Annotated in this window: 20 protein-coding genes; 9 read left to right on the top strand and 11 right to left on the bottom strand. The window is 67.2% G+C overall.

All coding sequences use genetic code 11. The annotated features are described in order from the left end of the window. The first annotated feature begins 66 nt into the window (after positions 1-66). The 3 genes from argH (at position 67) to FOB72_RS22950 (ending at position 4,265) form a co-directional block, all read left to right on the top strand. A complete protein-coding gene (gene argH, locus FOB72_RS22960) occupies positions 67-1,572 on the top strand; it encodes an argininosuccinate lyase (protein WP_150377341.1) in 1,506 nt (501 codons plus the stop codon). Positions 1,573-1,714: 142 nt separating this feature from the next. Beyond that, complete coding sequence (locus FOB72_RS22955; RefSeq protein WP_150374996.1) at positions 1,715-2,977, top strand: SfnB family sulfur acquisition oxidoreductase; 1,263 nt, start codon at positions 1,715-1,717, stop codon at positions 2,975-2,977. Between the two features lie 13 nt (positions 2,978-2,990). Then, a complete protein-coding gene (locus FOB72_RS22950) occupies positions 2,991-4,265 on the top strand; it encodes an SfnB family sulfur acquisition oxidoreductase (protein WP_150374995.1) in 1,275 nt (424 codons plus the stop codon). A 16-nt stretch (positions 4,266-4,281) separates the two neighbouring features. On the opposite strand, the gene FOB72_RS22945 is transcribed toward FOB72_RS22950, so the two are convergent. The 3 genes from FOB72_RS22945 to FOB72_RS22935 all read right to left on the bottom strand — a co-directional run bounded on the left by FOB72_RS22945 (position 4,282) and on the right by FOB72_RS22935 (position 6,895). Further along, positions 4,282-4,482, bottom strand: coding sequence for a hypothetical protein (locus tag FOB72_RS22945; protein ID WP_150374994.1), 201 nt, complete (start codon positions 4,480-4,482; stop codon positions 4,282-4,284). Between the two features lie 42 nt (positions 4,483-4,524). Beyond that, complete coding sequence (locus FOB72_RS22940) at positions 4,525-5,877, bottom strand: SLC13 family permease (RefSeq protein ID WP_150374993.1); 1,353 nt, start codon at positions 5,875-5,877, stop codon at positions 4,525-4,527. Between the two features lie 127 nt (positions 5,878-6,004). Beyond that, positions 6,005-6,895 carry a LysR family transcriptional regulator gene (locus tag FOB72_RS22935; protein WP_150374992.1) on the bottom strand — a complete coding sequence of 297 codons (891 nt, stop codon included), beginning with the start codon at positions 6,893-6,895 and terminating at the stop codon, positions 6,005-6,007. 115 nt (positions 6,896-7,010) lie between these two features. Between FOB72_RS22935 and FOB72_RS22930 the strand changes: the two genes are divergently transcribed. Together FOB72_RS22930 and FOB72_RS22925 are read left to right on the top strand one after the other, a co-directional pair. Beyond that, positions 7,011-8,006 carry a Bug family tripartite tricarboxylate transporter substrate binding protein gene (locus tag FOB72_RS22930; RefSeq protein ID WP_150374991.1) on the top strand — a complete coding sequence of 332 codons (996 nt, stop codon included), beginning with the start codon at positions 7,011-7,013 and terminating at the stop codon, positions 8,004-8,006. 11 nt (positions 8,007-8,017) lie between these two features. Continuing rightward, entirely contained in the window at positions 8,018-9,277 is a 1,260-nt protein-coding gene (locus FOB72_RS22925; protein ID WP_191002385.1) for an amidase, read from the top strand. Positions 9,278-9,304: 27 nt separating this feature from the next. On the opposite strand, the gene FOB72_RS22920 is transcribed toward FOB72_RS22925, so the two are convergent. The 6 genes from FOB72_RS22920 to FOB72_RS22895 all read right to left on the bottom strand — a co-directional run bounded on the left by FOB72_RS22920 (position 9,305) and on the right by FOB72_RS22895 (position 18,080). Then, complete coding sequence (locus FOB72_RS22920) at positions 9,305-10,153, bottom strand: PIG-L deacetylase family protein (protein ID WP_223851759.1); 849 nt, start codon at positions 10,151-10,153, stop codon at positions 9,305-9,307. Positions 10,154-10,294: 141 nt separating this feature from the next. Beyond that, complete coding sequence (locus FOB72_RS22915; RefSeq protein WP_150374988.1) at positions 10,295-10,882, bottom strand: hydrolase; 588 nt, start codon at positions 10,880-10,882, stop codon at positions 10,295-10,297. 11 nt (positions 10,883-10,893) lie between these two features. Further along, the gene (locus FOB72_RS22910) at positions 10,894-12,318 is read right to left on the bottom strand and encodes an MFS transporter (RefSeq protein ID WP_150374987.1); all 1,425 of its coding nucleotides are present in this window, start codon (positions 12,316-12,318) and stop codon (positions 10,894-10,896) included. A gap of 190 nt (positions 12,319-12,508) precedes the next feature. After that, on the bottom strand, positions 12,509-16,075 hold the full coding sequence (locus tag FOB72_RS22905; RefSeq protein ID WP_150374986.1) for an ATP-binding protein: 3,567 nt from the start codon (positions 16,073-16,075) through the stop codon (positions 12,509-12,511). 8 nt (positions 16,076-16,083) lie between these two features. After that, a complete protein-coding gene (locus FOB72_RS22900; protein WP_150374985.1) occupies positions 16,084-16,731 on the bottom strand; it encodes a response regulator transcription factor in 648 nt (215 codons plus the stop codon). A 512-nt stretch (positions 16,732-17,243) separates the two neighbouring features. Beyond that, entirely contained in the window at positions 17,244-18,080 is an 837-nt protein-coding gene (locus FOB72_RS22895) for a hypothetical protein (protein WP_150374984.1), read from the bottom strand. Positions 18,081-18,434: 354 nt separating this feature from the next. On the opposite strand from FOB72_RS22895, the gene FOB72_RS22890 reads away from it, so the two are divergent. The 4 genes from FOB72_RS22890 to FOB72_RS22875 all read left to right on the top strand — a co-directional run bounded on the left by FOB72_RS22890 (position 18,435) and on the right by FOB72_RS22875 (position 23,516). Beyond that, a complete protein-coding gene (locus FOB72_RS22890; protein ID WP_150374983.1) occupies positions 18,435-19,184 on the top strand; it encodes a fimbria/pilus chaperone family protein in 750 nt (249 codons plus the stop codon). 17 nt (positions 19,185-19,201) lie between these two features. Then, on the top strand, positions 19,202-21,769 hold the full coding sequence (locus FOB72_RS22885) for a fimbria/pilus outer membrane usher protein (RefSeq protein ID WP_150374982.1): 2,568 nt from the start codon (positions 19,202-19,204) through the stop codon (positions 21,767-21,769). Positions 21,770-21,920: 151 nt separating this feature from the next. Further along, positions 21,921-22,436 carry a hypothetical protein gene (locus FOB72_RS22880; protein WP_150374981.1) on the top strand — a complete coding sequence of 172 codons (516 nt, stop codon included), beginning with the start codon at positions 21,921-21,923 and terminating at the stop codon, positions 22,434-22,436. Between the two features lie 75 nt (positions 22,437-22,511). Next, on the top strand, positions 22,512-23,516 hold the full coding sequence (locus FOB72_RS22875) for a sensor domain-containing diguanylate cyclase (protein ID WP_150374980.1): 1,005 nt from the start codon (positions 22,512-22,514) through the stop codon (positions 23,514-23,516). Positions 23,517-23,526: 10 nt separating this feature from the next. Here the strand turns inward: FOB72_RS22875 and FOB72_RS22870 are convergent, their stop codons facing one another. Beyond that, positions 23,527-23,982, bottom strand: coding sequence for a RidA family protein (locus tag FOB72_RS22870; protein WP_150374979.1), 456 nt, complete (start codon positions 23,980-23,982; stop codon positions 23,527-23,529). Next, entirely contained in the window at positions 23,979-24,731 is a 753-nt protein-coding gene (locus FOB72_RS22865; RefSeq protein WP_150374978.1) for a creatininase family protein, read from the bottom strand. The genes FOB72_RS22870 and FOB72_RS22865 overlap by 4 nt, the downstream gene beginning before the upstream one ends. Positions 24,732-24,738 lie beyond the last annotated feature (7 nt).

Below are 24,738 nucleotides of genomic sequence, written 5' to 3'. Positions count from 1 at the left end.
GTATGGGGTCGCGATTTTCATACTGGGTGCCATCGAGAGAGGACTCCCCACATGGAAGCGAACCGCATGGAATCGAAAGTCAGCCGCCGCCTCACGCAGCCCACGGCGCCCGAGGTCTGCACGCATATCTACGCGCCGCGCCTGCGCGACTTCGGTGCCGGCTTCGGCTACCTGACGGACATCAACGCGGCGCATCTGCTGATGCTGCATGGCACGGGGCTGATTCCCGCCGACACGGCGGCAACGCTCGCGCGCGCGCTCGTGCGCATCGGGCAGGAAGGGCCCGACGCGGTGCCGCTCGATCCGCAGCGCGAGGATGCCTACTTCAACTACGAGGCGCGCCTGATGGCGGTGGCCGGTGCCGATGCGGGCGGGCGCCTGCACGTCGCGCGCAGCCGTAACGACATCCTTGCCACGCAGGACCGGTTGCGCGCGCGCGATGCCGTGCTGGGTTTGCTCGACACGCTCGCCGATACGCGCGGCGTCGTACTGCGGCAGGCGGTCGCGCATGCCGACACGGTCATGCCGGGCTATACGCACCTGCAGGCCGCGCAGCCGATTACCTACGGCTTCTATCTTGCTGGTGTCGCGCAATCGATGGGGCGCGACATGACGCGCCTGCGCCATGCGCTGGCGACGCTCGACGCGTGCCCGCTCGGGGCCGGTGCGCTGGCGGGTACCGCGTTCCCGATCGATCGCGCGGCCACGGCGCGGTGGCTGGGTTTCTCGGGCTACGTGGGGAACGCGCTCGATGCGGTGGCCTCGCGCGACTTCGCCTGGGAGATCCTGGCCGCGGTGACGATTGCCACGGTCACCTGGGGGCGCGTGGCGCAGGATCTGTTCGTGTGGGCGACCCCCGAGTTCGGGCTGATCGACTTTCCCGATAGCGTCGCGGGCACGTCGAGCATCATGCCGCAGAAGAAGAACCCCGTGGCGCTCGAGTACCTGAAGGGGAAGGGCGGCCATCTGCTCGGACTGCTGACGGCATCGCTGGCCGCGCTCAAGGGCACGCACTTCACGCACTCGGGCGATGGCAGCCGCGAGACGATGCGGGGTTTCTGGGAGGCGATGGTCGAGGCGCAGCGATGCGCGGAGGTCCTTCGCCTCGTGCTGGAACACGCGACGCCGCAACCGGCCACGATGCTGAATCGCGCGCGACGCGATTTCTCGTCGGCCACGGACCTCGCGGACATGCTCGTCCGCGACGCGGGCATGTCGTTCCGCGAGGCGCACCACGTGGTGGGCGCGGTCGTCCGCGAGGCGCTGGACCGGCATCTGCCCGCATGCGAGATCGACAGCACGATGGTGACGCGCGCGGCACTGGCCCACACGGGGCGCACGATCGCACTGGACGCGCATGTCGTGGCGGCATGCCTCGACCCCGTCCATGGGGTCGCCTCCCGCACCGCGGCCGGCGGCCCGGCACCGGCGCTGGTGCGCGAACAGGTGGAAACCCAGTCGGCCTCGCTGGCCGCCGATCGGGAGGCCATTACCGCCCAGCGCGGCGCCGTAGCGGCGAGCCGCGCCGCGCTGAAGCAGGCGACGGAAGCGCTTGCAGGCGCGGCGCATTGACGGGACCACGGCCCCTTCCGAGTCGGGCGGGCGAGGGGCTGCCTCATATTCCGAGCATCGATCCTCGATAATATTCGTCGTCCCCCGGCACCCCCCATGCTGAAATGCCTGTCCATCTCACGCGACAGCCATCGGGCAATCCATGACGAATCTGTCAGACCAGCACGCGCTGCAACTCCCGTCCCTCGTCCACACAGCAAAACGCCTGACCACCGACGCCGAAGCGATCGCCGCCGCGGAAGCCTTCGCCGCAGCCGTCAAGGACACCGCATCGCACCGAGACCGTGAGCGCATCCTGCCGTGGCAGGAACTGGACCAATGGTCGGCCAGCGGCCTCGGCGGCATCACCGTGCCGCGCGCCTACGGCGGCCCCGAAGTCTCGTACGTGACGCTGTCGGAAGTCTTCGCCATCGTCTGCGCCGCGGACCCGGCGCTGGGCCAGATCCCGCAAAACCACTTCGGCCTGCTCGGCGTGCTGAGGGAAATCGGCACCCCAGCGCAGAAGCAGCGCTTCTACAGCGAAGTCCTCGCAGGCCAACGGCTCGGCAATGCTGGCCCCGAGCGCCGCTCGTCCACGAGCGCGACCATCCTGCAAACGACCACCCGTTTGCGCCGCACGCCGCAGGGCCTGCGCCTGACGGGCACGCGCTTCTACTCGACCGGCGCGCTGTTCGCCCACCGCGTCCCCGTCCGCGCGCTCGACGACGACGATCGCCCCGTGCAGGTCTGGGTCCCGCGAGACGCCGCCGGCCTCACCGTGATCGACGACTGGTCGTCGTTCGGCCAGCGCACCACCGCCAGCGGCACCGTGGAGCTCGACCACGTCGCCGTTTCGGAAGACGACGTGCTGCCCATCTGGCAACTCGCCGATCGCCCCGGCCTCTACGGTCCCACGTCACAGATCATTCAGGCCGCGATCGACCTCGGCATCGCCCAGGCCGCCTTCGACGAAGCCATCGCGTTCGTGCGCGCCCACGCCAGACCATGGATCGACGCCAACGTCGAACGCGCCGCCGACGACCCGCATCTGATCGGGGACGTGGGCCGCCTCTCGGTCGAACTGCACGCCGCGCAGGCCGTGCTGCGTGAAGCCGCCGAAACCCTCGACAGCCTCGCCGCATTCACGCGGCAGACGAACGACACCGAACTCGATCCGGACCTCAGCGCACAGGCATCGGTCGCTGTCGCCGAAGCCAAGGTCCTCACCACGGACATCGCGCTGAAGGCCAGCGAAAAACTGTTCGAACTCGCGGGTTCCTCGGCCACGCGCGCCGCCCATAACCTCGACCGTCACTGGCGCAACGCCCGCACGCACACGCTGCACGACCCGGTGCGCTGGAAGCTTCATCTGATCGGCAATTACTTCCTCAACGGCGCCCTGCCGGCCCGGCACTCGTGGAACTGAATCCGGAATCGATATGACGCAGCTGTCCATCCCCGCCCCCCGTGCCGACGACCCCGCAAGCCGCCCCGCGCCAGCGCGCGCGCCCTCGCGTGTGCCGGACCGTATCCGCGACGACGCGGAGGCCATCGCCGTGGCGCACAGGCTTGCCGACCAGTTCGCACCGGACGCCGCATTGCGCGACCGCGAACGCCGGCTGCCCTGGGCCGAACTCGATGCGCTGAGCGCCAGCGGCCTGCTCGCGATCACCGTGCCGCGTGCGTTCGGCGGCGCCGGCGTCTCCACCGGCACGCTCGCCGAGGTCATTGCCATCCTCGCGGCCGCCGACGGCTCGATCGGCCAGATTCCGCAGAACCACTACTACGCGCTCGAAGTCGTGCGCGCGGGCGGTACCGAAGCGCAACAGCAATGGATCTACGACCGCGTACTGGCCGGCGAGCGCCTCGGCAACGCGCTTGCCGAAATCGGCCACAAGGATTTCAAGCGCCGCACGCGGCTGATTCCCGATGGCGACGGTTTCCGCGTCACGGGGCAGAAGTTCTATTGCACGGGCGCGGTCTTCGCGCACTGGATTCCGACGCTGGTGGTTGCGGAGGAGGGGACGGAGGCCGAGCCGAAGCCAGTCACCTATCTGGCCATCGTCCCGCGCGAGGCGGCGGGTGTGTCGATCGTCGATGACTGGGATGGCTTCGGTCAGCGTGTCACGGGCAGCGGCTCGGTCACGTTCGACGAGGTACGTGTGGAGAGAGACTGGGTCGTCCCGTTCCTTGCCTCGTTCGAAACGCCGACGACGATCGGACCGTTCGCGCAGATCCTGCACGCGGCCATCGACCTCGGCATCGGCCGCGGGGCTTTCGCGGCCACGCTGCCGTTTATCCGCGATCGCGCACGTCCCTGGATCGATGCGGGCGTCGCACGCGCCAGCGACGATCCGCTGACGATCCATCATGTCGGCGAGGTTCGCGTGAGCTTGCGTGCCGCGGAAGCGCTCGTACGGAGGGCGGGCCGGTTCGTCGATGCCGCGCAGCAGGCGCCCGACGAACGCACGGTCGCGGCCGCATCGATCGCCGTGGCCGAGGCCCGCGCCGCCACGACCACCGCGTCGCTGCTGGCCGGCACCCGGCTGTTCGAACTCGGCGGCACGGCCGCGACGCTCGACGGCCTGGGCCTCGACCGTTTCTGGCGCAATGCCCGCACGCATACGCTGCACGACCCCGTGCGTTGGAAGTACCACGCGATCGGCAACTACTACCTCAACGACAAGCTGCCGGCCCGCCACGGCGCGCTATGAAGTCCGCCGCGTTCGCTCAATCGTTGCGCTCGTCCTTCGGTAAATCCTTCAACTGATCGTGCGCGGTGAGGTCGCCGCCCTCGCCGAGCCGGTCCTCGCGATCTTTTCGCTCGCTGCGGCCCCGCGAAGGGCCCGTGCCGCCCGTACCCGGCTTCCAGCCGGGCCACGGACTGTCCTTGTCCTTGCGTGCATCGGGCATATCGTTCGGTTTGGTCATATGGCGTTACTCCGTCACGGTAGATCGACGCAGTGACGCAATCTATGTGCCAAGCACGACGAACAGGAACCACAACACCACCGGCGCAATCAACGTCACCAGCGCGCCGTACACCATCAGGCTCCGGAAGAATGCCTGCCGATCGACGCCCTGGGCATTAGCCAGCACGAGCGCCCCATTGGTCGAGAACGGACTCACGTCCACGATCGTCGACGACACGGCCATCGCGGCGATAAACCCGATCGCGCTCACATCGCCGCCCTGCAGGAACGGCACCGCAAGCGGAATCAGCGAGCCCAGCACGGCCGTGGACGATGCAAAGGCCGACACCACCGCGCCGATAAAGCAGAGCAGCAGCGCCGCCATCAGCGGTGAAGTCAGTCCCGCCACGCTGTTCCCGACGAACGCGATCGTCCCCATCTTCTCGAGCACGCCCACGTAGGTGCTCACGCCCACGATCAGCATGATTTCGGGCCAGGAGATCTGATTGAGCGCCTCCTTCTGCAGATTGGGCGCCATCAGCGTCAGCAGCAATGCAATCGTCAGCGAGACGAAGCCGATATCGAGCTTGAAGTAGAGCGTCAGCACGCCCAGCGCAACGAGCCCCATTACCGTGAGGTACTGGCAGAACGTTCCGGGCGCATCGTCCTTGCGCGCATCGTGCGCGGAGGCATCGTCGTCGAGATGCGCGACCACGGTGGCCCCGGCCATCGCCCGCGCGCTGAACGCCTCGTGCATGGCCATTCCTCCCGCCATCGCCGCCACGGGCTGCGCCACGCGCCGCGGCTTGCGCATCAGCTTCAGGCCACCGAGCAGGCAGAAAAGCCCGGCCGCGACGGCAAGATTGAAGCCGAGGCTGGCAAAGGCCGTGGCCATCTCGTTGAGCGGCAGCCCCGCCTTGTGCACGATCTTGTTCGTAATGCCGCCGTAGATGCTCATCGGCGAAAAGCCGCCACCCTGCGCGCCGTGCACGACCATCAGTCCCATCAGCAGCGGATTGATGCCATGCCGCGCGGCGAAGCCCAGCGCGATCGGCGCGATGATGGCCACCGCCGCGGGGCTCACGGCCCCGACCGACGTCAGCAGCGCCGCAATGCCGAACATGATCCATGGAATCGCCGCGATCCGCCCGCCCACGGCGCGTACCGAAAGCCGCACGAGCCAGTCGATGGTGCCGTTCTTCTGCGCCACCGCGAACAGATACGTAATGCCGGCCAGCGTCAGGAACAGATCGGCCGGAAAACCCATGAAGATGGCCTTGGCGGGCATTCCCGCCACGAACGTGCCAACGAGAAAGGCGCCGACGAAGGCGAGGACCCCCATGTTGATGGGGAGTACCGTGGCCACGACGAACATCAGCGCGAGCACGGCGATGGATAGCAAATGTTGCGACACGGCTTGTCTCCGAGAATCTAGGAATCGTTTTATGGAGACGACGATAGGAGACGCCCGATGCCCACGTCAATTAAGCTCGGGCGCGAATCCTTACCCGCGCAGGAAAGAACGGTCGTTCAGAAGTGGTTCAGAAAGGCCGCTCGCCGATGATCTCGAGAAAAGGCGCAATGGCCGGATTGCCGTTGGCGGGCAGATGCGCGGCATACAGCTCCGCCTGCATCAGGCCCTCGCCACGCAGCGCGAGATAGGCGAGCGCATCCGCGCGCATGCGCGACAGCGACCCCGGTACCACGGCCGCGCCGAATCCCGCTTCCACGAGCGCGAGAATCGTCGGAATCATGCTTTCCTGCACGATGCGCGGCGGCTTGCCCGTGCTCGCGAGCATACGGTGCAGCACCTGGCTGAAGTACCGCGAATACACGCGCGAGTATCCGATCAGGTCCAGCTCTGCCACCTGCGCGAGCGTCACGGACCGGCGCCGCGCGAGCGGATGTTCGCGTCGCACGGCCAGCACCATGGGCTCGGTATGCACGAGCTGCGGCACGAGGTCCGCATCGGCGAATGGCGGACGCAGCAGGGCGAGGTCGAGGCGACGATCATGCAGCGCGTCCGGCATCTCGTTCGAGTTCATCTCGCGCAGGTCCAGCGCGATGCCCGGGTAGCGCTGGCGAAACGCGAACATCGCCTGCGGCAGATCCGTGTAAGCGGCGCTCGGCGTAAGACCTATCGTGAGCCGGCCCACCTTGCCGGTGCTGGCCTGCCGCACGGCCTGCACGGCCAGGCCGGCATCGGCCTGCAGCCGCTGGACGCGGCGGTAGAGCTCGGCGCCTGCCGGCGTCAGCCGCACCGAACGCGTCGTGCGTTCCAGCAGCCGGACCTCGAGCAGGGTTTCCAGCCGGCGAATCGCCTGGCTCAGCGGCGGCTGGCTGATATGCAGCCGCAGGGCGGCGCGCCCGAAATGGAGCTCCTCGGCCACCACGGCGAACATGTCCAGCAGCTTGCTGTCGGGCCAGATCATTATGTTTCCCAGCAAATCAATCCCGACAGAATAATGTATTGGACTACCTAATCGGTCGATTCGTACCATCGCAGCACGATATTTCAACCGATCTTTCCCTTCACGGGGCACCACCATGAAACGAATCGACCCTCGACGCCGGCGCCTGCTCGGCGCCACGCTGAGCGCCCTCGCGGGCAGCCTTGCAGTGCCCGTGGCGGCCCAGCCCGCCTACCCGAGCCAGCCGATCAAGTTCGTCGTCCCCTACGCGGCCGGCGGCAGCTCCGATACCCGCGCGCGCCAGCTTGCGCAGCTGATCGGCAAGTCGCTCGGCGTGCCCGTCGTGGTGGACAACAAGCCCGGCGCCAGCGGCAATATCGGCACGGGCCAGGTCGCGACGGCAAAGCCCGACGGCTATACGATCGGCCTCGGCAACTTCGCGCCGATGGCGGTCAACAAGTCGCTGTACACGCTCGGCTTCGATCCGATCAGGGACCTCGCGCCCATCGCGCTGATCGAGCGCGGCCCGCTCGTGCTCGGCGTGAACACGCAGTCGCCGTACCAGACGCTCGACGCACTGGTCAAGGCGTCGAAGGCCACGCCCAGCAAGCTCAATTACGCGTCCACGGGCGCGGGCAGCGCCTCCCACCTCGGCACCGAGCTGTTCCGGACCGTCGCGCAGGGGGAGGCCACGCACGTCGCCTATCGCGGCGGTGCGCCCGCGGTGAACGACCTGCTGGCCGGCAACGTCGACTTCTACCTCGAACTGCCGAGCCTGCTGATGCCGTATGCCACCGGCGATGCGCCGCGGCTGCGCCTGCTGGCCGTCTCTTCCGAGCGCCGCGTGCCGAGCCTGCCCAACGTGCCCACGTTCAAGGAACAGGGCTTTCCGGGCATGGTAATGTCCAACTGGTTCGGCGTCGTCGCGCCGGCCGGCACGTCGCCCGAGATCGTGCGCAAGCTCAACGACCATATCAATCGCGCGCTCAAGGACCCCGGCTACCGAAAGATCGTGGAAGCGCAGGGCGGCGAGGTCGCGGGCGGCTCGCCCTCGGAATTCCGTGACTTCATCAACAGCGAGAGCGATCGCTGGTCGCAGCTGATCCGCAAGCAGAACATCACCGTTCAATGACGCAGACATCGTTGGCACAAGCGGCAACATCTCCATGGGCCCTGTCGCTGCCGGAAGCGCGGCGACGCAGCCGCGAGCAGGACGCGGACCTCCGCGCATGGGTCTGCCTGTCCGATGGGGATATCGAGCAGAAAGGGGAGACGGGCGGAGGATCGCTCGCGGGCGTCGCCTTCGGCGTAAAGGACGTCATCGACGTCGCAGGCCTGCCCACGCGCTCCGGCGCCACGGCCACCAACGATATGTCGACCAACGACATGCCGCAACCATGGGATGCGGCCTGCGTCGCGCAACTGCGCGCAGCCGGCGCGGTACCCATTGGCAAGACGGTGACCGCGGAATTCGCATACATGTCGCCGGGTCCGACGCGCAATCCGCATCGGCTCGACCATACGCCCGGCGGTTCGTCCAGCGGCTCCGCGGCCGCGGTGGCCGCGGGTCATGTCGAACTGGCATTGGGCACGCAGACGGGCGGCTCGATCATTCGTCCCGCGGCATTCTGCGGCGTCATCGGCTTCAAGCCGACCTTCGGACGCATCCATCGCGGCGGCATGCGCGTCCTCTGCGATTCGCTCGACACGATCGGCTGGTTCACGCGCACGCTCGACCAGTCCATCGCCACGGCACAGGCGTTGCTCGGTCCCGACGCATCGGTGGCCATCGGTACGCATGGCACACGCGCGCCACGCGTCGCGGTGCTGCCGAGCCGCGCGCTGGCAACGCTGAGTCCCGCGGCGGATGCCGCGCTCGTGCAAGGCGTTGCGAAATTGCGCGCGCTCGGCGCCGAGATCGTGGAGCCCTCGTGCGACGACGAGCAGGCCGAACTTCTCGCCGTGCACGGCGCGATCATGCACGCCGAGTTCGCGCGCGGGATGTTGCCCATCTTCGGCGCGCGCGGCGCTGGCCTGCGTACGCCGGACATCACGACGGCGACGCGCGAGGGGATCGAGAAGGGACTCGCCATCTCGCCAGCGGATTACGCGAAGCATCGGCAGGCGCGGGAGCGCCTCGCGCGTATCTGGGAGGATCGTTTCTCGGCGTTCGACGTCATTCTTGCGCCGAGCGCGCCGTCCGAAGCGCCGGCGGGGCTTGCCAGCACGGGCTCGTCGATCTTCAATCGCATCTGGTCGCTGCTGGGCTGGCCCTGCGTGCATCTGCCCACGGGCACGACGCCGCTGGGGTTGCCGGTTGGCGTGCAACTCGTGGCCACGCCCGCGCGCGACCTGCCGCTGCTTGCGTGGGCGCGCTGGCTCGGTCTGGCCGAGTCTGACTGAGTGCGACCGGGTGCGGCCTGGTCCGGCCTAGCGGGAACTAGCGGCGGTGGCAACCACCGGTGTCCCCAGCGACCAGTATCGCTCGGGCGCGCCGAGGTCGGCCAGTTGTTCGGCATTGAATAGCGGCAACTGGCTTTCGTAGGCTTCGATCGCGCGCATCTTCTGCGTCTGGAACGGTGCGATGGGCAGCGTCACGGGGGCGGCAAGCAGGCCTTCCTGCCACCACGCCATCAGCCGGTTCTGGATCATGCCGGGCATGCGGCGATAGATCGCGTCCTCATAGAACAGCCATTGCACGGAAGGCGGCGCAGCCACGGGGTGCTCGCCTTCGGCATCGTCAGGCGGGGCCTTATGCGGCGCCAGAGGGGCGGAGTGCGCGGCGGCTTGGGCGGCGGCTTGGGCGGCGGATTGGGCGGCGGCTTGAGCGGCTGCGCCAGCGGGCGCATCGGCATGCACGGCTTCACGCACGAGCATGCAGGCGGCGTTCACCAGCACATGATCGGAATGGAACAGGCCCAGCGGCGCGACGATCGTGCCATGCGGCTGCATCGCGAGAAGCCGCCCGAGCCGCACCGCGATATCGACGGGGTCGTAGCGCTTGCCGTACTGGCTATCGAGAAAGTCGAGCCACACGGGCTCGGCCGCCAGCATCGCCAGCGCCCGTGCATCCTCCTGACGCCGGGCATGTACCGACGCCTGAGCAGTGCGGAAGCCGGCCGCGCGATCCCAGTCGGGCGCATCGACACCGTCGGGCGGGATACCCGCGAATACGGTGACGACCAACGGGTTGCGGCAGGCAGCAATCAGCGCGCCGCAGCTGAACACCGCATCGTCGAGATGCGGCGAGATGATTGTCAGCGATTCTGGGACTTGCATATTCATTCGGGTTGCCGGGGTGGAGGGGCTGCGCACTCCCGTGCTGCAATCCCCATGCCAGGCAGCCGCGGCATGCACGGCGCGGCACATGCCTGCCCCGGCATCCATGCAATGCAAATCTATCGCGCGTCACTGCAAGTTTTACTGGTCGCTTCCCAGTGCCGCCAGGACCTCTGCGGATTGCCGCACAAGCCCGATCCGCGGAAAGATGAAGCGCACGGCCGCATCGTGATGCTCGGCCGCGGCGCAGCTCATCGCATCCTCGGCCAGTACCAGCGTGTAGCCATGCTCGTAAGCGGCACGTGCCGTCGATTCCACGCCGATATTGGTCGAGATTCCCGCGAGCACGATCGTGTCGACGCCGCGACGGCGCAGTTGCAGGTCGAGCTCGGTGCCATGGAACGCGTTCCACTGCCGCTTGACGATCTGGATATCCCGCTCGCTGACTTCGAGCACGGCCGGCTGCGTCCACCAGTCCGCCGGCAGGCCGCCCGGTGTGCGCGGCGCGGGTTGATCGACGGGCTGCTGGAGCGCATCGCCGAAATCCGCGCTCCAGCCCACCCGCACGAGGACGACCGGCGCACCGACCTCACGGAAGCGCTTCGCGAGCGTTGCCGCCGTCGCGAGCGCCTCGGTCCCCGGACGAGGGGCCTTTCCGAATCCGAGAATGCCCTGCTGCAGGTCGATGAGTACCAGCGCGGTGGAGTGGGGAGCGAGCTTGTGCAACATGTGGGCCTCCATCAGGCATCCGCATCCGCGGTCATGGCCGCCTCGGCGGCGGAAGGTTTGCGGCCGTCGCGCGGACCGCCGCCGCCGCGCTCGTCGCGCAGGCGGCTCAGGCTGATTGCCGCGCCGATCGCGGCCACCGTGGCCGCCACGAACAACGCGCTGCGTGCCGCGCTCGACCGGTCGATGCTGAACAGCAGTGCCACGAAGGCCGTGCCCGTGGTCTGGCCAAGCAATCGCGTGGTCGCCTGCGCGCCGCTCGCACCGCCGCTCCGTTCGCGCGGCGTCGCGGAGATCATCGCGCGATTGTTCGGCGACTGGAAGAGGCCGAAGCCCAGTCCGCACAGGCCCGTGCGCCAGGCGATATCGAGGTTGCCCGCATCATGCGAGATCAGGCCGAGACTCAGCAGGCCGCCCATCATGCACAACAGGCCGACCCCGGCCAGCACACTCGCGGAATAGCGATCGGACAGCCGGCCCGATACCGCGGCCATCACGGCGACCATCAGCGGCCAGGGCGTGATCAGCAGCCCGGTTTCCTGCAAGCCGCGTCCGAGCTGGTATTCGAGGTAGAACGGCAGCGACACGAACGCGAGCATCTGCGTCATGAACGAACAGAACGAGGTGCCCACCGCCAGCGTGAACGCGCGGCTTCTGAACAGATCCACGGGCACCAGCGGCGCGGGTTTGCCCTGCTGGCGGCGCACGAGCACCCAGCCCAGCACGATCGCGAGCACGAGGCCGGCCGCGCCGGCCACACGCAGTGCGGGATGACCAAGGTGATCGACGCCGAGAATGAACAGCGCAAACACGATCGCCGAAAGCACCGCGCTCGGGTAATCGAATTCGCGCGGCTGGGCCGGTGTAAGCGGCAGCGCGCGCTTGCTCAGCGCCAGGGCGAAGATCGCCACCGGCACATTGATCGCGAACAGCCACGGCCAGGTGCCGAACGACAGGATCAGCGCGCCCAGCGACGGCCCCACCGCGATGGTCGCGCCCACGACCAGTGCGTTGAGGCCGATACCGCGGCCGAGCTTCGTCGGCGGATAGATAAAGCGAATCAGCGCCGTATTCACGCTCATGATGCCGGCACCGCCAATGCCCTGGAGCACGCGCGCGGCCACCAGCATCGGCAGGTTGACCGAGACCGCGCACAGCAGCGAACCGATAAGGAACGTCGCGAGCCCGGCGCGATAGACGCGCTTGTAACCGAGGATGTCACCGAGCGACGACAGCGGCAGCAGGCATACGGTCACCGTGAGCTGATAGGCATTGACGACCCAGATCGTGCTCGCAGGGTCCGCATTGAGGTCGCGCGAAATCGACGGCAACGCGATATTGGCGATGGACCCGTCAAGCACGGCCATGATCAGGCCGCAGAACACGGTGATGACGGCCCAGGTGCGCTGGGGTTTAGGTAGGCCTGGATACGGCTGCATGAGGGCGAGGGGGGCGAGGCGGGCGAGAAGCTGAGCTGAGCGGATCGGAGCAAAAACCGGCGCGTCAGTCTGGCGCGATCTTGCACCGCCGGACGAGTGACGGCCGCGACATTATCGTCCTCGCGCCCCAACTCCGCAAATCCGCTCGCCCACGCAACTGGCACGCTGTCGAATGTCTCAGCGAATGTCTCTATTTGTCTGCCTGGCCCCCGGGGCCGGATTCCGGAGTCTCGCCCGCGGCCGCGGCAGGCGCGCCCCGCTGGTGATAGGCGCGGACGGCCGCGTGGAGCGCCTGCGCGCGCTTGTCGATCTCGGCCGTCCACACGTCCGTCTCCCGGCACTGCCGTTCCACCTCGCGACACATCGCGACGATCGCGCGTTGTTCCACTATGCGGAAGGCTCCAGCCGCGCGATGGGCCCAATGGAAGAGCGCCTCGGTATCGCGGCGCTCGCGGCAACTGGCCAGCTGCGGCAGATCGGTATCGAGCTGCGTCCGCAGCAACGCGTCGTAGTAGGCGATCGGCTTGGCGGATAGCCCGGGGGCTGGGACGTCCGGTGCAGCGGGTCGCGGCGCCACGCGACGCAATGTCGCCTCGATATCGCCAAGCGAGGCGGGCTTGGCGATATGCCCCGCGAAGCCGCGCTGCCGCCAGTCTTTGCCGTCATCGGCCGACGCACCCTGCGGCGCGTCTCCGGCCGCATGCGTCAATGCGCTGAATGCAAGCACGGGCAGCGCCGGATGCGTGACCTGCAACGCGGCCAGCAACGCGTAGCCGTCCATGACCGGCATATGGATATCGGTCAGGACGATATCGAAGTCTCCACGCTCGAGCGCTTCGACTGCCTGACGTCCATCGCCCACGACGGTCGGGCGGCAGCCAAGCACCGCCAGTTGCTCGGCAATCAGCGTCTGGTTGAGCAGATTGTCCTCGGCCACCAGCACGCGCAGCGACCGGACGGCGTCGGGGACCGTGGTCGCGACGCCTGCCGCTGCCAGGGCGGGCAATGGCGCTGCCGTCGCGGCCGTCTCGGTCGTCTCGGTCGTCGCGTGCGTCTCGGTTGTCGCGTGGGTCTCCACCGCGCTTTCCATCGCAGTTTCCCCCGCGGTCCGCGCCCCGGTTTCCACCTCCGTCTCCACCGCCGCAATCACCCCTCGGTGATGGAACGACCCGACCTCGACGATGCCGCTCGCGCGCGGCGTGGCGTGGGGAGGGCCGTCGCGCGTGACCCATACGATATGGGCGGCATGGCCCTCGGACCGTTGTGCCAGATACGCGCGCAGTGCGCAGACGACCGGCAGATCGTAGTCCCCCGATACCAGCATCACATGCGGACGATTGACGTCGAGAAAGCGCTCGGCCGCGGCCATCGACTGCACCGCGTGCGTGCGCCATCCCCGCGCCTGCAGCCATGCCTCCGCATAGCCGCCGGTCTCGCTCTCCTGGCTCACGATCAGCGCGCTCGTGCCCCGCGATGGCGGCGGCGCCTTGGCGACCGTATCGCCCTCGCGCAGTCCCACGGGCACATGCACGGAGAAGGCGCTCCCGACGCCCTCCACGCTTTCGACGGCAATATGCCCGCCCATCAGTTCGCACAGCCGCGCGCAGATCGAGAGCCCGAGGCCGGTGCCGCCATAGCGGCTGGCCGTATTCGGCTCGGCCTGTACGAACGGATGGAAGATGCGCGCCACCAGCGTGGGCGGCATGCCGATGCCGGAATCCTTGACCTGGCAGACGAGTACCGTGCGGTCCTTTGCATCGGTTGTCAGGCGCGCGCTGAGCGTGACCTTGCCGCTTGACGTGAACTTGAATGCGTTGCTGAGCAGGTTGTTGACGACCTGCATGATGCGCGTGCGATCGCCGACGATCGTCGTGTCCAGCGAAGGCGAGATCAGCGGATAGAAGCGGACCGGCCTGTCCGCGATCATCGGGCAGTACGACAGCGCCAGGCTCTCGAGATCCTCGATCGGATGAAACGGCTCCATCACGAGCTTCATTTCTCCCGCGTCGATCTTCGAGAAGTCCAGGATATCGTTGACGATGCGGCGCAGTCCACTGGCGGCGACATCGAGCGCGCGCAGCCGCGACGCATGCGCATCGAGGCCCGGCGCGCGCGCGAGCAGTTCGAGGTTGCCGAGCAGCGCGTTGAGCGGGGTACGAATCTCGTGGCTCATCGCCGCAAAGAAGTTGGAGCGCGCGCGCATCATGCTCTCGGCCGTGCGCTGCGCGGCCCGCAGCCGTTCCTCGAGCTGCTGCTGTGCGGTGACATCCTGGATCGCGCAGAACAGCACGTCCTCCTCGCGATAGCGAACCGGCGCATAGGTGATCTGCAGAAAGCGCCGATCCTCGGGGGGCAGCTCGGGCTCGGCCGGCACGATGAACTGTGCCGTCGCCGCGAGGCGGCCCACCTTGATGTTCAGCGGCCCGGGCGGAAACGCGGACACGATATGCCGGGGCAGCCGTGGCGGCTCGCCGAGCCGCAGCAGCGTGTCGGCCAGCTGGTTCGACTTGACCACCGCGTCGTCGTGCAGCCTGACGATGCAGAGGCCGATCGGCGTGGTGCTGACCAGCACGTGATTGATCGTTTCGTTCTCGAGCGCGCGCGTCGCTTCCACATGGCTCCGCCGGAGCAGATGAATGTCCCAGTAGCGCGCGGTGATCAGGATCGCGGCGCTCAGCAGCAGCGCCAGTGCGCCGATGAGGGACAGATCGCTGGCCAGCGACGCGATCAGCGCACCCGCGGGCACGAAGTAGACGAAGGCGCCGAACCCCGCGCGCAACGGCTGCACCAGCAGGACGCCGGCGCGCGTGATCTCGAACTTCTCGCGCGGCGCCCGGCGTACCCGGGTAACGATGCGATCGAGTTCGGCCTGCGACATCGCGGGCAACGCGTCGATCGGCTGCTCGGCGCTGTTGAGCAGCAGCAGCGTGGCGCGGTCCTGCATCCGGCTCGTGCGCTGCAGCCGCGCCAGAAATTCCTCGACCGGAATCACGGCCGCGATCAGCGTGGTCGCGAATGCGCCCGAATAGACGGCGGAAACCACGGTCATGACGGGCGTGCCGAGCACGGGGTCGATGCTCGGCCCCAGCCAGACCTGTTCGTTGCGCCGGGGGACCGGTTGCCCGATACGCGCGCGCAGCGCCTCCCCGAGGCGGTCGCGAATATCGGTCGCGAGCGTCGCGGCGAGCAGCGTGGAATGGCCATGGCTGGGGTGATCGCGCGCGATGACGATCGCATACTCGGCCTGCACGTCGACGATATAGGCGCGATGATCGAGTTCGAAGGCCTGCTGCGTCGTGATCGCGGCAGTGGCGATCTGCTGCAGTTGCGCGAGCCGCTCGGGCAGGGCGCTGCCCCATGCCGCGCGCGTGGCGGGTGGCACGAGCACCGCGTATCCGGGGTCCAGTGCCTCGCCGATGCCGGTCTGCTGCACCTGCCGCACGATCTCGGCATCGGCGGGCTGCCGCGCGGGGGTCTCGCGGTTGTACCGCACGGTCAGGTCCGTGCGCCGCAGGAACGACACCTCGCCCTGCAGCATGAGCGAGATCGCGGCGACATGCTGGCCCACGAGGCTACGCCGGTCGTCGAGGTGCCGCGCGGCGGCCAGGCCCGCGAGCAGGGTCGCCGAGACCAGCACGATCGCGATCAGCAGGCCGATGGTCGCGTAGTACAGGTTCCGCTGGCGCCGGGCGTTTTGCGCCAGGGCCTCGAAAGCCTGCGCGAGCGCCTGCTCGGTGCGGTCGAGAATCTGCTGCATGGCGTGCGTCAGATCAGCCCGTTCTCATACGCGTAGCGGATCAGGTCCGTGTTGGTCTGAACGCTGAGCTTGCGCATGGCTACGGTCTTCTGGCTCGAGATCGTACTGACCGAGCGCCCGAGCTTGCTCGCGATCTCGTTGAGCTGGAAGCCCTGCGCATAGAGACGCACGACCTCGAGCTCGCGCAGTGTCAGATCCGTAGCGGGCGCGGTCATCGCCGCGGCGCTGTCGAGGACCGCGCGGATCGATGGCGAATAGAAGTGCCCATTGCTGACCGTGACGTGCACGCATGCGCGCACGATCTCGTCGAGTTCGTCCTCCTTGCTGACGAACGCGCGCACGCCGAGTTTCATCGCCCGCGTGACCACGCCGGGGTTGATCTGCGCGCTGACCACGACGATGCGCGTCTCGGGGTAGCGCCGCGCCAGCCGGCGCAGCAGATTGAAGCCATCCAGCGAGGTGTCGCCGTGGCCCATGCTGAAATCGGTCACGGCGACATCGACCGGGTTCTGGGCCAGCGCCGCAATCAGCTCGCTGCCATTCGTGCATTCGCACGTCACCTGAAATCCCGGCGTTCGATGCAGGCAGTCGCGCAACGCAACCACTACCAGGGGATGATCGTCGGCCAAGGCCACACGGAGGGTTTTCGCCGGCATCCTGAAATTCCTTTCCGCTGTCACGCAGCGTGCTCGTGGCAATCGCTCGTTAAAGTTTAATGCGTCTAAGAGAATAAGGAATACAAGGAATCTACTGACTCAGTCTGAATGGCATGCGAATGTGGAAATCGGAGAGAGGTAAGAGGCGTCTGTGATGACGAAGAGACAATGCGCTAAAGTCAGTCATTGTGTTTGTGATAATCAGATTGCGAAATAGTATTTCTACGAAATCAGAGAAATCGAGTGATGTCGGGAGAATTAAATTTCGCTAAGCAACGATTTAAGTTTCGGACGGGTTTCGGCAAACTCGGGCCCCAGGACGGAACAGCCCGAAGGATGATGTGTCCCCCGGGCTGCTCCGTGCCTGCGATAGGTAAGCCCATATGTCCCGTTACGTATGTCCCGCCACGTATGTCCCGCCACGTATGCCCAGCCCCGTATGTCAAGCGTCAAGCCGACACCCTTATCGATGCCGCTCGGGAACGACCATTGGCGCCAGCGCCGGCCGGCACTCAGGCGGTCTGGAGCCGTTCCGCCTGCCGCAGCAGCGCCTGTGGCAGCCCGCCGTACTGCGGCAGCAGGCGCATCACACGCTCCATGAACTGCATGCATCGCTGCGACTGCGCGGGTGCGCCCGGATGCACGAGCTCGGCAGCGGGGTGCTGCATCACGGGGTGGGTCGCGAGCCATGGCGGAACCGTCTTGGCGCCGCGCAGGCGCATCAGCATCAGCAACTCCACCGGGATGGCCTGTTCGACGGGATGGTCGAAGTCGAACAGGTTCGCGCCCGAGTCGAGGCGGCATTGCCGGATACGCCGTTCCGCGAGTTGCAGCATCGTCGCGGCGAACGTGCTTTCGTCCATCCGCCAGCGCTCGCGCGCCTGCGCAAGCGCCACGTCGGCTTTCTGAAACGTGGATGGCGGCACCGGGATGCCAAGCCCCTCGCCGGCAATGCCCACGATCATGCCGGCCATGCCGCCAATCTGGTGGGTGCCGGACAGCTCGCCATCGGCCTCGAACCAGGATTCCAGCGCGAACGCCGCCAGTTCGGACCAGTCGAGCGCCAGCAGCATGGCGATCTGCAGCGCCATGTCGCGCTCGTACACCTGCCGCCGGCAGGGTCCGCTCCACTGCTCCTTGTGAAGCGCGAGCGCATGCGTGCCGGCAAGCCCTTCCACCACGCCTAGCTGCAGCGACAGCCAGTTCGTCGCCGGCAGCGTTTCGCCGCCGCTGAGGTCGATGGCCCGCCATTGGCGCAGCCGGCCGAGCCAGTACATGGCACGCGCCGCACGCGGTAACGGCACTGCGTGCGGCGTGGCGAGAAACGTCGCGAGGGTGTCGCGGTACATGGCGTTCAGCGCCACAGCCTCGGCCTGTGCCGTGTGAATGACGGTTTGCCGAGCTAGTTCTGCCTCCATTCCTTTGGTGATCTTCCCTGGCATTTGAGATCTCGTCGTTGTGTGAAAGGCGACACTAAGGCGAGACGTATTTATGGTCCATCGGAATTTATCTAAAAGAAACAAAGCGTGATGTTGTTTCCTAGTATTCGAATGAGGTCCCGTTTGGAGGAGTGAGAATGAAATTTAAAGATATTGCTATTTAAGAGTGTGATCTGGTTGTGGAAAATCGCTCGGTTTTGAGTAAATGGCCACGCAAATACAGTCGCGTGGCGATCCAACAGGAAGAACATGATGAGAACTCCTATGTTTCGATGCCGCGTTGCCGCGGCGGGGGCCGCGCTCCTTGCGGGTCTTTCCACCTCGGTGCTCGCCACCGGCATGGTTCCCGAGACGTCGGTCGTGCTGCTCAACGAGGCCGACGGCGAGACGACGATGAACGTCAAGAACAGCGACGCGGTGCCGCAGCTCCTCCACTCGTCGATCAACCACATCGAGGAAGACACGGAAGACCTGGTCGTGGTCACGCCGCCGGTGGCGCGCGTGGAAGCCAACGAGACGCAGGTCGTGCGCTTCCTGTTGCGTACCAAGACGCCGCTCAAGACCGAGCGGCTGGCGCGCGCCGTTTTCGAAGGCATTCCGCCCAAGGAAACCAAGCCCGGCGAGGCGCGCGTGACGATGACCGTGCGCCAGGACGTGCCGCTGGTCATTCATCCCAGGGGCCTGCCTCTGGAACGCGAACCCTGGAAGCTGCTCAAGGTGTCGGTGACCGGCGGCGAGCTGGTCGTGACGAACGACAGCCCGTATGTCGTGCGCCTTGCCCAGAACGTGCAGTTCCAGCCCGGCGGCCAGAGCGCCGAACTGCCGCGGCCTTACGTCCTGCCGAAGACGACCGTCAAGGTCGATCTGAAGAGCGGCCTCAAGGACGGCCCGAAAGATGCGCCAAAGGTCGCGCCCGCGGCTGCCGCGAGCCTGCGGCTGTTCCCCGCGACGTTGTATGGATATGCAGTGGAGAGCTATGACGTACCGCTGACATCCGCGCAGGCCGCCAAGTAGTCGTGTTGGAGCCTGTCATGCATCGTTCTTCGAGGGTGGCGCGTCGCGCCGCCGCGCCCGCACTGTCGGCCATCGCGCTGGCAGTCCTGGCGCTCGGCGGCGTCCAGCCCGCCCGGGCCGCGCAACCCGAATCTTCCCAGCCTACTCCCCCGCCCGCCGCGCCGGCCGGCGAGACGCAGTTCGACCTCGAGATGATGAAGTCGCGCGGCATCGATCCGAAGGTGGCCGAGTACTTCATGCAGCAGGCCAGATTCACGCCAGGCATGACCGCGGTGACGCTCAGCGTCAACGGCCAGCGCAAGGGCGCCGCGATGGCGCGCTTCGACGAAAAGGGGCAACTCTGTTTCGATCGCCGCTTCCTGACGCGCGCGGGGCTGCGTTTGCCGAGCGATGCGCAGGCGCCCCTCACACAGGACGCGCGGGCCGACGCGGGCCGGCCCGCGCTCGACGCGGCGGCGCAGGGCGGCCAGTGCCTTGGCTTCCGCGAGGCCTATCCGCAGACGGTGGTCACGCTCAAGCCCAATGCCGCGCTCGTCGAACTGCTCGTTCCGACCGACGCGCTCGTGCCCGACGCGCAGGCACAGGCCGACTACACGAGCGGCGGCACGGCCGCGTTGCTCAACTACGATCTGCTGGCGGTCGGCAATACGTTCGCCGGCGGCAGTTCGAAGTACTATTCGGCCGCCACGGAGCTCGGCTTCAACATGGGCGACTGGATCGTGCGCAACCGCAACATGTACAGCAACGACGGCACCACGTCGACGTTCTCGCATCTGTACGCGTATGCGCAGCGCACGTTCGTCAGCCAGCAGGCTGTGTTCCAGGGCGGCGAGATCAATGTCGCCAACTCCATCTTCCCGGGGCCGGCCATTTACGGCGCGCAATGGATGCCCGAGATGGCACTGCGCCGGCCCGCCAATCCCGGCACCGCGGTCGAGGGCATCGCGCAGACGCAGGCGCGCGTGGAAGTGCGCCAGGCCGGCGCGGTGATCTACACGACCGTCGTGCCACCGGGGCCGTTTACGCTGACGAATATCCCGCTGCTGAACGGCAGCAACGATCTCGAGGTCACCGTGATCGAGGCGACGGGGGCTTCCCGCCGTTTCGTCGTGCCGGCGGCGCAGCTTGGCGGCGGCACGCTCGGCGTCACGCCCGGCTATGCGTTCGCGGCCGGCAAGCTGCGGCAGCTCGGTGGCGACCCGGCGGTCAAACCGTGGATGGCGACCGGTACCGGTACGTGGCAACTCGGCCGGAACGCGGGACTGACCGGCGGCGTGATGGTGGGCACCCAGTACCAGGCCGCCGCGGCGGGTGTCGATGCGCGGCTCTTCGGCAATACCAATGCGAGCCTGCGCGGCATTTTCTCCAACGCCACGCGCGAGTCCAACCGGGGCGCGCAGCTGACGGGATCGCTGTCCACGCAGCTGAACGCGTCGTTCTCGGTCAACGTCACCGCGACGCAGCAGACGCCTGGCTACCGGTCGATCACCGATACCACGCAGGACACGACGAACGACTGGGTCAACAGCCACTATCGCGGGCAGTACACGGGCGGCGTGGCATGGAGCCACGAAGTGCTCGGCGCGTTCTCCCTGAACTACAGCCGGTCCACGCTGTTCGTCGGTAGCGCCACGCAGCGCGTGACGGGCTCGTGGGGCAAGACGTTCAAGTATGCGACGGTGTCCCTCAGCGTGGAGAAGGGCATCGGCGGCAATTCGGCCAACAACGGCAACTCCGTCTACCTCAGCCTGTCGGTGCCGCTCGGCAGGCGCAGCGTGCGCGGATACGTCAATCGCGTCGACGGTTCGACGCGACTCGGCGCCACGTACAACGAGGTGGTCAACGACGTCTTCAACTACAGCCTCAACGCCGAGACGCGGCCGGGCGAGGGCAGTGCGTCGGCCTCGGCGAATGCGTCGATCACGCCGTACTACACGCGGGCCAATGTTGGCGTGGCGCAGTACGGTTCCAGCAGCACCTCGTACAACGCGGAACTCAGCGGCGGCGTGCTGGCGCACAAGCAGGGCGTGACGTTCGCGCCGTACCCGATCAGCGATACGTTCGGCGTCGCCTCGCTCGGCAGCGATCTGTCGGGCGTCAAGATCTCGACCCCGCAGGGTCCGGTATGGACCGATGCCTGGGGCCGCGCGGTCATCTCGACCGCGCCCGCGTACGCGCAGTCGCGGCTGGAGGTGGCCACGAAATCGCTGCCGCGCAATGTCGATATCGGCAATGCGTTCATGCAGATCAATCCGGGCCGCGGGTCCGTGAGCTACGTGAACTTCGATGTCGTCAAGGTCCGCCGCCTGCTGCTGCGCACGGTCGACGCGGCGGGCAATCCGCTGCCGCGCAATGCGACGGTGACCGATGCCGGCGGCAACTTCGTCACGACGGTGCTCAACGACGGCACGATCTTCCTCTCGAATTCGAGCGTCGGTGCCGGCCTGCGAGCGGTGGATCAGTCGGGGAATGCCTGCGCGCTGGAATTTACGGTGCCCGTGGCGCAGGACCTGGATGCCTATTTCGACGAGGTGGAGGCACGTTGCGTGCCGCTGGCCGCGTCAACGGAAGGAGCGCGCAAATGACGCGAGATGACACGATGCCCGCTGCCATGCGGGCGATGACGGCACGCCTGCTCGCCGTTGCGGCCCTGACCGCGACGGGTGTGGCGATGGCGCAGGCCCCCAGGGGCCGCAGGCGCCGCGCCCCGCGGGCCCGGCCGCGCCAGCCGCGCCGATGGTCTCGGCACCGCCGGCGGAGCGTTGCCAGCTGATGCTCAGCGAAGGCGGCCTCGAGTACGGCGCGATGACGCGCTATCGGCTGGAGTCCAGCAATGGCGGTACCGAGCTGTCGCTGGGCAAGCGGCGCATGACGATGAACGTGACCTGCACCAAGGCATCGATGCTCGGCATCGTGTTCCGGGCGCCGTCCGCGGGGGGCGACTATGTGTTTGGCAACGTTGGCGGCAAGAGCGGCAAGGTCGCGCTGCTGATGTCCGAGGCGCAGATCGATGGCCAGCCCGTGCAGCTTGGCAACGCGACCGCCGCGGGTACGCTGCCCGCGACGCTCGGCAGTTCGGCGCGCTTCATGCCGGGCCAGGCGATCGTCCCCGTGATCGATGGCCGTCCGGCGCAGGGCATGCGCTTCTCGGCGACCGTGGAGATCGATCCCTCGGTGCCGCGCGGCAACAGTCAGGTGGCATCGCCTACGCCGCTCCAGTCCAATGGCGCGTTCGAGGTGCTCTGGCGATGAGGGGCGGGCCCGATGGTACGGATCGGGCATTTTGCTTAGAATGGTTCGCATCGTCGTGCCCCATGGAAGCTGCCGATGCAAGTGCCCCCGAAACTGCCGGACGACATGGCGCGCGTGGCCACGCTGCGCGCGCTCAACGTGCTCGACACCTCTGCCGAGGAGCGGTTCGATCGGCTGACGCGTCTTGCCAAACGCCTGTTTGATATCCCGATCGCGCTGGTCAGCCTCGTCGACGAAAACAGACAGTGGTTCAAGTCCTGCCAGGGCCTCGATATCAGGGAGGCGCCGCGCAGTACATCGTTTTGCGGGCATGCAATCTGCAGCGACGACGTGTTGCTGATTCCCGATGCCACGCTCGACCTCCGCTTTCACGACAACCCGCTTGTCACGGGCGACCCCCATATCCGCTTCTATGCCGGGCGGCCGCTGGCGGCGCCCAATGGCGCCAAGCTCGGCACGCTGTGCCTGATCGATCGTCGGCCGCGCACGCTCGATGCCGAGGAGATGGCGCTGCTGCATGACCTCGCCGACATGGCCGAGCGCGAACTGGCCGCGGTGCAGATGGCCACCATCGATGAACTGACGGCACTCTCCAACCGGCGCGGATTTGCCATGCTGGCCCAGCACGCGCTCGATATGTGCCGGCGCTTTCTGCGGCCGGCGACGCTCGTCTACATGGACATGAACGGCTTCAAGGCGATCAACGACCGCTTCGGCCATGCCGAGGGAGATCGCGCGCTGGCCGCGTTCGGCCAGGCGCTGCGCACGGCGTTCCGCGACTCGGACCTCGTCGCGCGCATGGGGGGCGACGAGTTCGCGGTGCTGCTGACCAATACCGATTCCGACGGCGCCGGCGATGCGCTCGTGCGGTTGCGCACCCATGTCGAGACGTGGAACGGCGGCAATACGCGCGCCTATGCGCTCGATTATTGCGCCGGGGTCATCGCGTTCGACCCGGCACGTCATATGAACGTGCAGGACCTGATGGCCGAGGCCGACGGCGCGATGTATGCGCAGAAGGCCCAGCGCAAGCGCCGGCGCGCATCGCCATCGTCGCGCGGCCGGTCCTCGGCGGCCTAGGCCGGGGACGTCAGGAAACCTCCACGCAGGCCTCGATCTCCACGCAGGCACCGAGCGGAATCTGCGCGACACCGAACGCGGAACGCGCGTGGCGGCCGCGCTCGCCAAAGACTTCCGCCAGCAGTTCCGATGCCCCGTTGGTGACGAGGTGCTGCTCGGTGTAGTCCGGCGTGGAATTGACGAGGCTCATGACCTTGACGATGCGCGTGACGCGGTTGAGGTCGCCAAGATGCGTATGCAGCGTGGCGAGCAGGTCGATCGCGACGCGGCGCGCGGCGGTCTTGCCTTCCTCGGTGGTCATGGTCGCGCCGAGCTTGCCTGCCCATACGGCGCCATCGCGCTTGGCGATATGGCCGGACAGGTACACCACGTTGCCTGTCTGGGCGCTCATCACATAGGCCGCGGCGGGCGCGGCGGCGGCGGGCAATTCGATGCCGAGTTTGGCCAGCTTGTCGTAGACGTTCATGCTTGAGGTTTCCGTTCGCTGCTGAATCCATCGAGTTCCTTCACAAGGCTGCGCGCGGCCAGTTCGACCAGTGCGCCGCCTTTTTCGGGTGTCGCCAGTGCGGGGTTGGAGCCGATGCGGCCATCGGGAAAGCGCGCGCGGAAGTCGCGGGCTTCGCGGATGGGACCGTTCGGCGCGATGGGGGGCGAGAAGTCCGCGGTCTTCTTCAGTTCCGGGAACGCCCACTGCGTGACGGCGATCTCCGACGGCGTGGCATGGGAGCCGTGGCCTTCGGGGAACTGCTCGCGCGCGAGGTCGCCCACGCCTTCGAGGTCCCACCAGTTCACGAGCTTCAGCGCAAAGCCGGCATCGCGCCTTGCGAAGCTCGACTCGGCATAGATCTCGGAGAATGCGGCTTCGATCGAGGCGATATTGCCGCCGTGGCCGTTCAGGAACAGGATCTTCTCGAAGCCGTGCACGGACAGCGAGCGGATCCAGTCCGTGATCGCGGCGACGAAGGTGCTTGGACGCAGCGAGATGGTGCCCGGGAAGCCCAGATGATGCTGGGCCATGCCGATATTGAACGTGGGCGCGACCAGGATATCGGCGTTCTTTTCCGCTTCGCGCGCGATGATCTCGGGGCACAGCCAGTCGGTGCCGAGCAGGCCGGTGGGGCCGTGCTGCTCGTTGGAGCCGATCGGCACGACCACCGTGCGGCTGCGCTTGAGGTAGGCCTCGATCTCGGGCCAGGTCGAAAAAGATAACAGCATGGGTTGC

The sequence above is a fragment of the Cupriavidus pauculus genome (assembly GCF_008693385.1).
Taxonomy (GTDB): Bacteria; Pseudomonadota; Gammaproteobacteria; order Burkholderiales; family Burkholderiaceae; genus Cupriavidus; species Cupriavidus pauculus_D.
This window is presented reverse-complemented; position numbering and strand designations above follow the sequence as displayed.